The 14046-nt window shown below is 42.4% G+C and carries 7 protein-coding genes and 1 pseudogene; 1 reads left to right on the top strand and 7 read right to left on the bottom strand.

Features of this window, described 5'->3' with window-relative positions:
- Nucleotides 1-3: 3 nt before the first annotated feature.
- From I3255_RS11110 to pilG, 7 genes and pseudogenes are all read right to left on the bottom strand, one after another.
- Complete coding sequence (locus I3255_RS11110; RefSeq protein ID WP_238038869.1) at nt 4-1005, bottom strand: chemotaxis protein CheB; 1002 nt, start codon at nt 1003-1005, stop codon at nt 4-6.
- A complete protein-coding gene (locus I3255_RS11105; RefSeq protein ID WP_238038868.1) occupies nt 995-7888 on the bottom strand; it encodes an Hpt domain-containing protein in 6894 nt (2297 codons plus the stop codon). The genes I3255_RS11110 and I3255_RS11105 overlap by 11 nt, the downstream gene beginning before the upstream one ends.
- Before the next feature lie 18 nt (nt 7889-7906).
- The gene (locus I3255_RS11100) at nt 7907-8845 is read right to left on the bottom strand and encodes a CheR family methyltransferase (RefSeq protein ID WP_238038867.1); all 939 of its coding nucleotides are present in this window, start codon (nt 8843-8845) and stop codon (nt 7907-7909) included.
- Between the two features lie 109 nt (nt 8846-8954).
- Nucleotides 8955-10160, bottom strand: a pseudogene (locus I3255_RS11095) (methyl-accepting chemotaxis protein); the annotation flags it as partial.
- Between the two features lie 384 nt (nt 10161-10544).
- The gene (locus I3255_RS11090; RefSeq protein ID WP_238038866.1) at nt 10545-11075 is read right to left on the bottom strand and encodes a chemotaxis protein CheW; all 531 of its coding nucleotides are present in this window, start codon (nt 11073-11075) and stop codon (nt 10545-10547) included.
- Nucleotides 11076-11078: 3 nt separating this feature from the next.
- Nucleotides 11079-11441 carry a response regulator gene (locus I3255_RS11085; protein WP_238038865.1) on the bottom strand — a complete coding sequence of 121 codons (363 nt, stop codon included), beginning with the start codon at nt 11439-11441 and terminating at the stop codon, nt 11079-11081.
- A 165-nt stretch (nt 11442-11606) separates the two neighbouring features.
- Entirely contained in the window at nt 11607-11984 is a 378-nt protein-coding gene (gene pilG, locus I3255_RS11080) for a twitching motility response regulator PilG (protein WP_057761576.1), read from the bottom strand.
- 677 nt (nt 11985-12661) lie between these two features.
- On the opposite strand from pilG, the gene I3255_RS11075 reads away from it, so the two are divergent.
- The gene (locus I3255_RS11075) at nt 12662-13915 is read left to right on the top strand and encodes an HlyD family efflux transporter periplasmic adaptor subunit (protein WP_238038864.1); all 1254 of its coding nucleotides are present in this window, start codon (nt 12662-12664) and stop codon (nt 13913-13915) included.
- Nucleotides 13916-14046 lie beyond the last annotated feature (131 nt).

The raw sequence follows: 14046 nt of genomic DNA, 5'->3' as shown, positions 1-14046 counted from the left end.
CAGTTAGCGTGAATGGCTTGCTGCCCTTTCACCAATATAATCAGTCAGTTTTTTTGCCAAATCTGTCGGACTACCAACGAAACTACAATATCCTGAGTCAATAATAGCCTGAGGTTGACTCGGGCATGCACTCAGACTAGGGTCTTGCGCCCACAACTGGCTGTTGTTGGCTTGAACCATATCCAAATACTGAGAACCATCATTACCCATTCCTGAAAATATAATATTGATGAGATCGCTACCATAAACATCGCTGGTGTTTTTAAGAAGCTGACTAATAGAAGGCTTATATTCACCGCTCCACGCTTGCTCCAACAGTATCACCCGACCTGCCGAATCACAGACAATCTGCTTATCGATCGGTACTATGAGACATTGTCCTGCTCGCAAACGCTGCGAGGAAGCGATAACCTCACAGCGCCAATCATTATGGCGATTGAGTATCCGTGGTAGCGTACCAATCATAGTCTGATTGAAGTGATGCGCCAACAAAATGCACACAGGCAGTGTCGCTGGCACATTATCTAAAAACTCTTTTACCGCACTAGGACCACCCATAGATGCACCCAGAAATACAACATATTGCCAACTTCTTTCAGCATCATCACTCTTATGAGCAGCAGTATCTAGTAAGGTTGGTAACGCCAGCAGTTTCGCCAGTTTGCGTTTTAACTTACGCTGCCATTTGGCATATTGCTGTGCTTCGTTAAGATAGGGTGCCTGACTAAAACCTACCAAGACAGCAGCAGATTTAGAAGCTGTCGTTGCGGTTGCAATACTGTCATCATAATCACTGTCTATGAGCCAAATATCGATATCTACATTAGACAGCTCACTTTTTTCTTGCCACTGAGCCCATGATACACAGCCGACAAGCGTGAAACCGCAACTACGTACGGTGTCCGAAAAAGCCACACGCTGGCGATGATCTTCTGCCACCACCAGCACTTTAATCTCATTATTATTTTTTTGTCGCAGTGCTAAAACACGTGCATTATCCTTCATTAGTTAGGCTAACCTCTTCACCAAGTAGTCTTTGGATTTTTTCAAGCAACTCTTTTTCTTGGAATGGCTTACCCATATAGTCGTTTACCCCAATCTCTAGAGCACGCTCACGATGCTTTTCGCCAGTACGTGAGGTAATCATAATAATTGGAATATGCTGTAATCGACTATTGAATCTGACCTGAGTCGCCACCTCGAAGCCATCCATACGCGGCATCTCAATATCCAGCAAGATCATATCTGGCGTCGTGTCTTGTAATATCTCGAGCGCATCGATCCCGTCTTTTGCAACGGCCACATTGAACCCTTGACGCTCCAAGAAACGAGATGTCACTTTACGCACGGTCACGGAGTCATCGACTACTAACACCGTCGATTTGGACTCTATACGTCCTCGATTAGCGCTGGCAGATTTTGAGCTGTTCCTCACTAACTGCGCATTTCGCATTAGTGCAATCAAATCCAAAATAAGCATTACCGAACCATCGCCCATAATAGTAGCAGCTGAAATGCCCGGTATATTCGATAGTTGCTGGCCTAGAGGTTTCACAACCACTTCGATACGTGACCCTGCAATCTGATCAACTTGTAGTGCGATGTTTTGTCCCGTACGGTTTTTAATAATAATCAGGGGCAGACTGGTGTTGGTGTTGACGACCAGCTCATTCAGTTTATTACCTGATAAAATCTCATTTAGATAGCGAACTCGATATTCCGTATCTTCAAAGTTAAGGGTGGCAGCGTCTGACTGATAGTAATCATATAGCTTTTCTGGGTTGACACGCACCACGCGCTCGATCTGTACCAATGGTATGGCGTAGTAGCGATCTGCTGCGCGCACAACCAAAGCGTCAGACACAGCGACGGTCAATGGCAAACGCATCGTGAAGTTAGAGCCTTTGCCAAGCTCTGAAACAACCGAGACGGAACCACCTAATTGACGGATTTCACTGATTACAACGTCCATGCCAACGCCACGGCCAGAGATCTGTGTCACTTGCTTGCTGGTACTCAGTCCAGCATTAAAGATATATTGCATGATATCAAGATCAGAGAGACTGTCATCGTTTGCATCAATAAGACCTTGGGAGATAGCTTTATTGCGTACCGCCTCTACATCGATACCACGACCATCATCTGATAGTTGGATGACAATCTCGCTACCTTCCCGATGGACCTCAAGCGTAATATGTCCACTACGTTCTTTGCCTGCTTTGAGGCGCGTCGAGGTCGTTTCGATACCGTGATCGACAGCATTTCGTAGCATATGCTCGAGCGGTGAAGTAATACGTTCTAGGATGGTTCTATCCATTTCATCATCAGCATTAATGATGGTCAGCTCAACGGATTTGTTCAACTCATTAGCGGTCTGCCGAACAATACGCTCAAGACGCGGTGTCAGACGCGTGAATGGCACCATACGTGAGTTCATCAGCCCATCTTGCAACTCAGTCTGTGTCCGCGATAGCTGTAGCAACAGGCTTTCACTATCACGAGTCTTTTCTAATAAAGTATGGTTAATATCAACCAAATCCGAGGCAGATTCTGTCAATGATTTTGACAATTGATTCAGTGAAGAATACTGATCCATTTCTAGTGGATCAAAATCTTCATTATTAATGAGCTCGTCATCTATCTGTGACAAAATCTGAGCTTCAAGCTCAATCTCCATACGGCGTAACTGATCTGCCAGTCGCTGTACCGTAGTACCCATCTCCTCAATACTGTTAGTCAAGCTACTAATACCCATATCAATACGGGCGCGGTTAATCGCTGACTCACCAGATAGGTTAATCATATGCTCAATCAGACCACCTGAGATACGAATCATTTCATTACTACTAGTGCTATCGTCCTCCTCATTAGTGTTACTGAACATAGATGGCATCTCGCTGATATCTTTTGCAAGATAGTGAGAGTCTTGATTTTCTTTGGCAATCAAAATTGCTTCGCGCTGAGACTGTAGAGATTCTTTAGGAACTTGTTTGAGACTATCAGGATTTCTCCCAAACTGCTCTAACGCCTCGATTAATAGTGCAGGCGTTGGTGGATTGACATTTTGTTGAAGAATAAATACGGCATCGGCCAGCCAATCATGACAGGCAACTAGCAACTCTAATACTTTCTGAGTAGGGGGACGACGGTTACTCACAAAGTCTGTATAAACCGACTCCATTTCATGAGCCAAATCAGCAATACCAGACGCAGTCACCATTCGGGCACCGCCTTTAATGGTATGAAGATCTCGCTGAAGTGCTTGTAATGCTGTGGTATTATTTGTGTCGTTTAAGAACAAATGCAGGTATTTATTACGATTGGTAAGCTCTTCTGCCTCTTCTAAGAACACCGATAATATGTCTGGATCAGGCAACCCATTAGGCCATGATTGCTTAATCATAGTATCTAGGCTGAGCGATTCTGATGTTTCGGTACTGCTATTACCCTCTTGCGCCACTACGTTTTGTACGTCTGGTTCAAAATAGTTTTTCGGTACTGGTATGATAAGCTCTACCGTTTCTGGTAAGGTTTTTTCACTTTCAAGTACTTTTAACTGTTCGATAAGCTCTGAGGTAAAAAAGGATTTTTTATGATTCACGATATGCATCACTTGTTGCGACATCGTGTCTTGCACCATTTGCATAATCTCGAGCCACTGTGTTGTCGGCTCTCGTCTATTTTCTACAAAAGACTCATAAACGCTTTCTGCTTCGTGAGTTAGATCACCAATACTACGGATGCCAGCCATCCGTGCGCCACCTTTAATGGTGTGCAAATGACGCTGTAATACTTTTAGCGAGTTGATATTAGTAATATCGTCACGCCATTTATTGAAACTTTCATCTAAGGCGTTATCAAGCTCCTGAGCTTCTTCTAAGAAAATTTCTAACAGCTCAATATCCGTATCAATCGTTTCAAATTGGATTTCAGGTGCCGAAATAGCTCGAACGACAAAGCCTTCGTCGTTATCGTCAAGGTTATCATTTTGATAGATACCTTGTAGTTCACTCATTACCTGCTGGTCTATTTTCAGTGACGTACTACCAGCTAGGGCATCGAACAGCCCGATCAACTGGGCATGACCCGACAATAGAATAGATTGGATATCTCTATCTCTCGCTTTATCGATATTATCACTCAGGTAGCTATAGGCATTACCAAGCTCATTCAGAATGGTAATGAATTTTGGAAATGCTTGAGCTTTATCTGTTAAGCAGGTGATTTGTGAAATTTGCTGTGCGATATAGTCTTGACTGTGTTCTATTTCAGCATGACCAAGCGCCTCTTCTAACTCCCACTCAGCATCTAATAACGTATCGATATTATTATCTAATAGCTCTTCTATCGTTGGTTTGCTATCAGTAACAACGGGCGCATCAGCATCACTAATGACATACTGCTCAGCCAGCATTGCTTGCAATGACGCTATGTCTTGCTCTTGCTGACTGTGTGAATCTTCTTCTATGACACTACGCTGTTGAATATTTTGTTTGTAGCTACTTAAATAACCATTTATCAGCTTGGCAGATTGCGCTAAAGCCTCTAAATGTTGGGCACTCATCGCTGTATCTTGCTGCTGCAATAGCTCCAAACTATGTTCTATCGTTGCACTAACTTCGCTGATAGCAGCCAAAGCACTGGAGCCAGATGCAGCTCGTAATGTGTGGAATGCACGTACTATTTCATCTGTTATCTCAATAAGTTGGTGATCTTGATTGTCGCTGACAAATTGATCAATGTAATGAAGTAACTCTTCTGCTTCATCAATAAATATCTTACAAAATGCTTTTTCTTCTTCGCTTTGAGGCGTTAGAACGACGGTCGCCTCTGCCATTTTTTCGTTGACAGAATGAAAGGTCTGTAGCGTCATGTCTATCGATTCATTAGCCTCATCATAGGCAGAATTGGCTTCATCTATACCAGTATCCAATACGGACTCTTGCGCGGCGTCATCTTCGGACTGGCTTGTTGCTTGCTCATATAAACGAGAGTAACTAAACGCATCACCCTGTTGCTTACTATAGGCATTGGCGCAGGCAATCCATAAAGGTACTAAAGCTGGGTAATCTTGGCTATTATTTTCAAATGCTATTAACATTTCAGGATAAGCGGCCAATACATCTGACATCAGCTGACACATATCGCTTGAGACAACAACACTATGATCCAATACGCGATTAAGCATATTCTCTATCGCCCATGCTAGCTCGGCGGTGTAGTTAGCGCCCACCATGCGACCAGAGCCTTTTAGGGTATGAAAACCGCGACGGATATCTTTTAAGGCGTCTAGGTCAGTCGATGCTAGCTGCCAACCTTCATATAAAGGTACGATTTCGGCAAGTACTTCCTCAGCCTCCTCTATAAATATCTCTTTAATATCAGGATCTGCATCATTCGCATCGGCTGCTAATTGCTCAGTTTCTTGCATAAACGGAACAAGTACTGCTGGAATCTCTAAACCAGATAGCGATGCTGGTACATTTGTATTATTGCTTTCAGAATCTGTTCCTGCAGCATCATCAACGCTCGAAAGTAATGTTTCTAACGATACATAATCCATTGAATCAGAGTCATTTATACCTAACGCTACTTCAGCTGATGTTTCAGTGATTCCAGTCTCAAACGTATCTAAACCAGCATTAACAGGCTGCTGCGCCATTAGGTTACTACTTTGTAGAATAGTAATAGCAGGATCAGAGCTCGGTGATTGTTGTGCGGCAAAATCTTTCAGTAGCACTGGCAAACGCTCCGCCGTTTCTATCACCAGACATACGACATCGTCTGTTACAGGGAGTGTTTTATCCAACAGACGGTTAAGTAGGTTTTCTATTGACCATGCCATCTCACTGATACTAAAAGCACCAACCATGCGGCCTGAGCCTTTTAGCGTATGAAAACTTCTACGCACCTCAGTCAATGGTGTTAGGTCTTGTGCATCCTGCTGCCAAATAGGAAGAAAATCTTCCAGATCGTCGATTACTTCAGTGACTTCTTCGATAAAGATGTCACGAATCTCTTCATCAACTTCAAAGTTGTCAGGCTTGACTTGTTCACGAGCACGCAGCAATGCGTCACTCTTTACATTAGGACTAGCATCAGTGGTATCTTGCGCTGCTATCACCGTTTCATCATCTGAACTGATCACAGGTGCGATCTCACCACTATCATCATAACGAAGCACATTCATCGCGACTGGCTTTTGCGTCAGCCATGTATCGTTAATCGTTTCTGGTGATGTCACATACGCATGAAGAAGCTGTGATGCTTTCGCCGTATACTCATTTGCCTGCGTCAGTAAGTTTTGATCAAAGACTTGCTGCGCAAGATAGTCGAGTAACAATTCAATTGAGGTCAGACTCTCTGCCAAAGCTTGGGTCACATTCCAGCTAAGTACAGCAATCTCGTGAGTGAGCAATTGCGTGAATATACTACCTATATTTTCTATCGTCTCACTAATGACTGGCAGTCCCATATCATCAAAAGCATGGGCAATTTTGTCAAAGTCAGCACTGGCTGGTAAAGATTGAATATCTTGACGTTGTATATACTCGTTAAAGCTTTCCTTGATCTCTTCAACGGCAATACGTAGCTCACGTAAATCACTGTCAGTGGAAACTGACTCATGTCTACCTTCACCCTTTACATAACTGCTATCAAACGCATCAGGTACAATAGCAAAAGAAGCAGCAGCGCCAATTTTGAGTGATATTGCTTGTTCGGTATCGTAAATAGCACTATATAGCTCTTGTAGCTTGCGCTCGATGTGCCATTGCTGCTGCGTAAACTCTGTCTCTGATAAGCTTGCTTGCTCCAGATCTGCAAGGATTGATTCAACTTGCGACGCATATTGTATCCAACCTCGACTCTCAAGCTGGCTCTTTATATGTCGTAGAGGGTTTACTAGCGTATCTGGCTTATCTAGATTAAAGATAAGGGTCTCAATCTCACTGAGTAATCGCGTTAAAAAACGTGAGGTCGCAGGCCCGTGCTGTGATATGTCATTAAGGATAGATTGAGTTCGCTCACTACTATTCTCTAAATAGCTGAGCTGGACATAGACACTGGTGATTAAGCTTTTGACAAGGCTCGAAGATAACTGGGCTGACTGAGTAGCAGATTCTATGACGCGATCAAGCTGACCTAATAGTGGCGCATAATATTCAGGTAACGGCGCTTCATTATGAGCAAGATCACTCAGCCACAATTGAGTCAAATACCATAGGCGCTGTAAATCATTGTCTTGAGTGGTCTGCCATAGGTATTGACTAACTTTTTCTAAAATTTGTAGAACAGGTGCCTGATTGATATTGGCCGCCAGCAATTTTTGTACTTGCTGTCGCCACACCAATAACATCTGCTGATAGTGCTGTTCTTCTAAATTGATCGTGACACCACTCTTTGGTACTACGATCTGAATGCTATTGACAATATCTTCATGAATATCATCGTTATTTCGATGATCGTGCTGGGTACCAGTAGTATCTATAAACGCGTCTGCTTCCACACCTCGTTGCGATAGTATCTGGGCAAGCTCATTAGTCGCTTTATTTATTAGAGCACGGTTGTATTTGCCTACACGCGCATATTGGTTGAGCGCATGTTGCAACAATTTATGAGAAAACTTGCCTATTTGACAGTCTCTAGTAGACAGATCATCACTCTGCCCCAAGTTCGCCAAAAAACTCAACTTATTGGCAAGATCTGCTAGTAGAGGCGAGCGAATCATCGTCAGCGCACCGCTAATCTGGTGGTAATGCGATGTCATCTGTTGATAGCTATTGATATCAGCACCTGATTGCCAGCCATCAGATATCTGTGATAATTGCTGATTGAGCAGTGGCGACAACCACTCAAGCGTCACTATGTCATTGGGCTGCTTTTTCATAGGTTTATCCTAACTCGTCTAGGCACTAATTTTTTGCCACACATTCACTTGTGGGTGCGCAATACGGCGCATATTCGAAGGACGCCAAAACAACGCCTCACCTGGAGCCAATATAATATATCCCTCTATCGCACACTGCTCTGATAGCCGTGCCAAAATATCACGCTGATCAAACTTACGAAAATACAGCAGCATATTTTGGCAGATAATCACATTCTGGAGATGCGACGTGGGTGGTTTTTGTTCAATAACATTGTGCAAAGCAAAGCTAACATAAGGTCGTAAAGTTGGCGCTACTTGCCAATCAACGTGAGTATTAATACACCTTTCTGCTTTACTAGAAGCATCAGCCATACTCAGCACATTGCCTGAATTCTTAGTGATCAAAGGGTGAACAAACTGCTGACAATTTTGAGGAATCAATGACTGCTGCCGTTTGTCATATTGTCCTAACCGCGCGCTTGTAATCGCCTGCTCGCTCACATCTGTTCCCAATATTACATGATTGGACAACTGCGCGGCTGTCAGACACATGGCCAGCGACCAAGTCTCTTGCCCACTTGCACAACCAACACTCCAAATGCGAAACGGTGTATCCGTTTTATATGCTCGTTGATAATTTGCTGCATATTTTGTGACAAAGGCTATAGAAGGTTTATGGCGAAAAAAGCGACTCTCATGAATCAGCACCTTATCCAACAACTGCTGGCGAATCTCATTATCTTTAGGCAACTGATGCCATAGCTGCTGAGTAGTGAGTCCATTTAACGTTGCTGTATGATCAATCGCATTGGTCAACCACTGCAGCTGCATACTTGGCAATATAAAGCCAATCTCTTGTTCTATGTATCGTTGCCACTGCTGCAAATTAGCGCTATCGCCCTGTATCATCTCGTCACCCCATACAGGTTCAAGTGTATTAGATAGAGCCTTTTTTGCTTGTATATGATTGTTCACGTCACCTGCTATTATCACTGCTGCACGGCATCAGAACCTATACAGCATTTTAATTAAAATCTTATACAAAAAGACGTATCAATACCGCTTTAATATTAAAGTCAAAAGGTTAGACAATTTCCGATAAGGTTCGTTCAGAGTGAATCATTTCATCATCTAACAATTCATCATCGTTCGATACTTTAAAGCCAGTAACAGATTCTTGTAGTGCGGCAGCCATTTCACTCAACTCACCAATAGAACGTGCTGTGGCAAGCGTACCAGATGAGGTTTGTGAAGTAATATCTTGAATGATATTCATAGTATGAGAAATATGGCCAGCAGATTCAGCCTGCTGTAATGCAGCATTTGAGATGTTCTGAATCAAGTCAGCCAACGTATTAGAAACGCTCTGTACCTCTTCTAGTGCTTCACCAGCATCTTTTGCCAAACGAGCACCACGTACTACTTCAGATGTCGTCGATTCCATCGACATAACAGCCTCATTAGTATCCGCCTGAATGGTTTTTACCAATGTTTCAATCTGCTTGGTCGCATTCGCTGAACGCTCAGCCAGACGCTGAACCTCATCAGCAACAACCGCAAAGCCTCGACCAGCCTCACCTGCCATCGATGCCTGAATAGCGGCGTTCAATGCCAAAACGTTGGTTTGGTCTGCAATGTCGTTAATCAAGCCAACGATATCACCAATCTCTTGCGAAGACTCACCAAGGCGTTTGATACGTTTCGATGTCTCTTGAATCTGATCACGAATAACGTTCATACCTTCAATCGAACGCTGTACAACTTCTGCCCCATTATAGGCAATGGCAACTGAACGCTGAGCAACCGTCGCAGACTCTGACGCATTATTCGAAACTTGGTCAATTGACACGGTCATCTCATTAATAGCGGCTGATACGCCAGCAATTTCTTGCGCTTGATGTTCAGAAGCTTCAGCAAGCTCAACAGCGTTCATCTGCGTTTGATCTGAAGACTGTGCAACTCGGTCGGCGGTGCTGTTAATAACCAGAACCAGCTGACGTAATTGGTCAATTGCGAAGTTTACTGAGTCAGCAATTGCCCCTGTAAAGTCTTCTGATACGGTCGCATTGACCGTCAAATCACCTTCTGCCAAATCACCCAACTCATCAAGTAGGCGTAGAATAGCGATCTGGTTACGTTCGTTTTCTTCTTGAATTTGACGAGCTCGTTCAGACTCTGCTTCTGCTTCTTGACGGCGGCGTAATGTTTCTTTTTCAATCAGTAAACGCTCCGTTCCCCCACGTTGCTTGAGCAACTGATACGAGGCAAACACAATACCCACGGCTCCGATTGCAAATATCGCCGCCGGTAAAACAACCGATTGATCAAAGCTATCAAAGTATTGACTTACTGTTGATAGGGAGTTGATCAGCCAAATCAGACAGGCCAAACTTAATAGAACAAAAAATCCTAATAACAATTTCCATGTATTATCAGAGCTTTTGCCATCTACTGCTGTTTGGCCGACGCCAGCTACAGGTTTTCTTTTAACATCACTCATCTTGCGTATTCCTTTCAAACAATCGTCAAAGTCTTATCGTGACTGACTTTGACAATCTTATTGTTATCAAAACAATGATTAGCAAAGCCTGTATAAATACTGACATCCCACTGTATCGTGTCAGTCGCTATCAATCTGTCGTTACCGAATAAATAGGTCTTCTATTATCGGTTACTATATCGCAGCATCTGAGTACTGCGGATCCTGTGCCAGCAAGCTTGGCATAAAAACGTACCACTCCTGCTCGTCTTTCAAAAACTTACCATGGTTATAAGGTGCAAATGGTGAATTGGAATCAATCGCTTCTGGGCGATATTGTTCCTGAGTGAACTGTTCGATACCAAGCACTTGATCGACTAGTAGCCCTGAAAAGTTATTGTCATGATCGATTACAATAACTTTGCGCTGGCTTAGCTGTGACAAGCGACTTGGCACTTGTAAAAAGTGTGACAAATCCGTCAGAGGTAGTAATCGTCCGCGAATATTGGCAATACCTAGCATCCAAGGTTTTACTAGAGGTAAGCTAGTATATTCTGGCATGGATAATACCTCTGATACCTGACCCATAGGGGCAACTAAGCGCTGCCCACCAATCTCAAATACCACCCCTTGCCAATCAAACTCTTGACCACCGCGGCGACCACTTTTGCGCGCACGTGCCAAGTCTGCTAGACGCAGAAGCTCAATAAATCCTCTAGAGGCCACAAGTTACTCCATCACTTTGCGAATCATATTGACCAATCTATTTTCATCGACTGGTTTGTTCATATACTCTTTGGCACCTTGACGCTTGCCCCACACTCGATCAGTTTCTTGATTTTTGGTACTAATCATAATGACCGGTATATGAGCGGTGGTTTTACCACGAGTGATTTTTCGCGTAGCCTGAAAACCGTTCATTTCTGGCATGACCACATCCATTAAGATGACATCTGGCAGGTGATCAGCTGCCATCTGACAGCCCTGCTCGCCATTTGATGCTTCTAATACTTGAAAATTATTCTTGGAAAGCATGTCGCGAAATTTCGCCATTTCTGATGGCGAGTCGTCAATGACTAAAACGGTAGTCATAGGATTTTCCTTTATTTCTAAAATATCTATGAAGATATATTGTTGATAAAAAATTGAAAATAATGCCCAACAACTTATTCGTGATTTATTTTTATGCTAGTCACTTAAATAATGAGTCATTATTTTTAATCTTAGCAATCACTATATTTGAGTCTATAGAGCTGATTAACGGTACTGGTTTATCGCATCAAAAAGCTCATCTTTACTAAACGGTTTGGTCAAATACTCATCAGATCCGACGATGCGGCCACGGGCTTTATCAAATAAGCCATCTTTAGATGACAACATGATCACGGGTTTATTAGCATAATCAGGGTTATTTTTTATGAGTGCACAAGTCTGATAGCCATCTAAGCGCGGCATCATGATGTCGACAAAAATAATATCTGGGTTGTTATCAACAATTTTTGCTAAGGCATCGAAGCCATCTATGGCAGTTACGACTTCACAACCCGCTTTTTGTAGCAAAGTTTCTGCGGTACGGCGAATGGTTTTTGAATCATCAATCACCATTACTTTTAAACCTTCAAAATTATTTTCCATTATCATTATCCTATGAATGACTATTTATTCGTAACGCTCTCTGTCTATATAAAGCTCTAACGATCATCTTAAGTCATGATATCAGTCAATATTAGACCAATACAAAAGACTGAGATTTCATTAGACATTTTATGACAGTGAATACCTTTTATCAGTGTCTGCCCATCAAACACAGCGTCAACATGAGTTACTATACGCACTTTGCTCGTAATAAGCTCATAAAATTGAGTGCAACTCTTGGCTTTTTAGACCCAATATTTTACTTCTATAACCATCAAGCAAAATCATATTATCACTTAAAACACTCAATTTTTTTAATTGACTTACTGTCAGTGACAACGTCATTCAGACAATGGAGCAACCAACTTTATGATATTCCTGCATTATATAGAATCAATAATCACATTGCTGAATAATTTTCTTTTGTGATAAAAATGTATCACGGTATTTCGTTATGTTTGTTTTAGCACAGTTATTGATGCTTTTCCAGTCATTAGCAAATTAATGTTCTAACTAATGAGTATCATAAATCGCTGTTCTTATTTAACAAGCCGGCAAACTCATCTGTTTTCTTACGACAAACACTTACGCTACTTAAAATTAGTAAGTATGGCGCAATTGTTCCACCGCGTATCTATTCACTATATAATGAAGCGACGACTATAACGGTGACCGCTATGACAGCCTTTAAACATTCCAAAAAAAGCCTTTACTTGCTCAGCGTTTTATTGCTTGCTGCTTGTCAGCCCTCACCATCTGAGAATGAATCAGTCGCTCCTGAAAACACGGCAACGGCAGACTCCCCCGTTGTCATTACCAATGATAGTGTCACGATGACACCTGAACACATACTCAGTATCAAGTCCTCACGTTATCAGCCAAGTCTAGGGCTGCAAGGTAGCATCGAGCCTATCAAGCAAACCAAATTTATTGCAGTACATCCTGTCAATATAGAAAAAACGTTTGTTAGCGAAGGTCAATGGGTAGAAAAAGGTACGCCTTTACTGGTTATCAGGCGTTTGGCGGCGATGAGCGATCCTACCGTAAAATCAGATACATCTGCAGAAGGCAACTCTTCTAAAGAAAAGATAGTGACAAGCACTACCAATAATAAGAAACCAGAAAATACACCAAGTATTGACGACAATTCTGACTCTAGCTCTACTAAGGCTTTATCTGTTAATAATGATGCTAATGTCAATAATACTAGCAATGATAAAGAAGCGTCGTCAGCAGCAAACCTTGTGACAGATAATAATAACGCTGTTAGTAATGGTGTAAATGTTGATGGCAAAAAACTGAACCCACGATATAATTTGGTGACGATAACTGCTAGCTTTTCAGGTCGTGTAGAAAACCTATATGTCACCACTGGTGAAAAAACGGCAGCACGCACTTCTCTATTAGAACTTAGTGACGAGACCAAATTGCACTTTGCGGCGACACTACCTATTCAAGCAGAACCTCAGCTTTCAGTCGGTCAGACTGTCAATTTTACAATCGAAGGTAACACTGACAAGTTTACAGGTCAGGTCAGTAAGCTTGTACCTACCAGCCAGCCAAAAAGACTGTTGGTATATGTTAATGTGATCGATAACGAGGTCAGTCGTAACAAGCTACAACCAGAAATGAAAGTCACGGGGCGAGTCAATTACGGACAAATAGACGTAGGTACTATCGTGCCTAAGCGCGCCTTGCATGATGTTGACTTAACGGAATTACAAAAACCGCCATACATGCCGCTTAAACCGTTAACAGCTAATGTTTGGATTATTGGTCAAGACCAGCGTTTAACACGCCAGCCTATCGAGGTTGTTGAGTATGATCCGACCACGCAACAATATTTGATTGCTGGTGTAAGTAACGATAGTTTAATTTGCTTGGCTGACTTACCTATTGATTCTGAAGGCAAAAAAGTCATCGTGTCATAGCCATTCACGCTGACAGTTACATTTGGTAGAAACTTTAACAAAGCCTATCTTGTTTTGTAACAGCATCATTAGGCAATATAGTCGTATTATATATAGCACTATCCGAGTATTTAGAACTATTTTTATCATTA

This window comes from Psychrobacter sp. Ps6 (assembly GCF_022129235.1).
GTDB lineage: Bacteria > Pseudomonadota > Gammaproteobacteria > Pseudomonadales > Moraxellaceae > Psychrobacter.
The sequence above is the reverse complement of the archived record's forward strand: the minus strand, read 5'-3'. Positions and strand labels throughout refer to the sequence as shown.

Bases quoted from the DNA above. Each gene is read 5' to 3' on its own strand.
- I3255_RS11110 (WP_238038869.1), bottom strand. From the start codon at position 1,005: ATGAAGGATAATGCACGTGTTTTAGCACTGCGACAAAAAAATAATAAT.
- I3255_RS11105 (WP_238038868.1), bottom strand. From the start codon at position 7,888: ATGAAAAAGCAGCCCAATGACATAGTGACGCTTGAGTGGTTGTCGCCA.
- I3255_RS11085 (WP_238038865.1), bottom strand. From the start codon at position 11,441: ATGACTACCGTTTTAGTCATTGACGACTCGCCATCAGAAATGGCGAAA.
- pilG (WP_057761576.1), bottom strand. From the start codon at position 11,984: ATGGAAAATAATTTTGAAGGTTTAAAAGTAATGGTGATTGATGATTCA.
- I3255_RS11075 (WP_238038864.1), top strand. From the start codon at position 12,662: ATGACAGCCTTTAAACATTCCAAAAAAAGCCTTTACTTGCTCAGCGTT.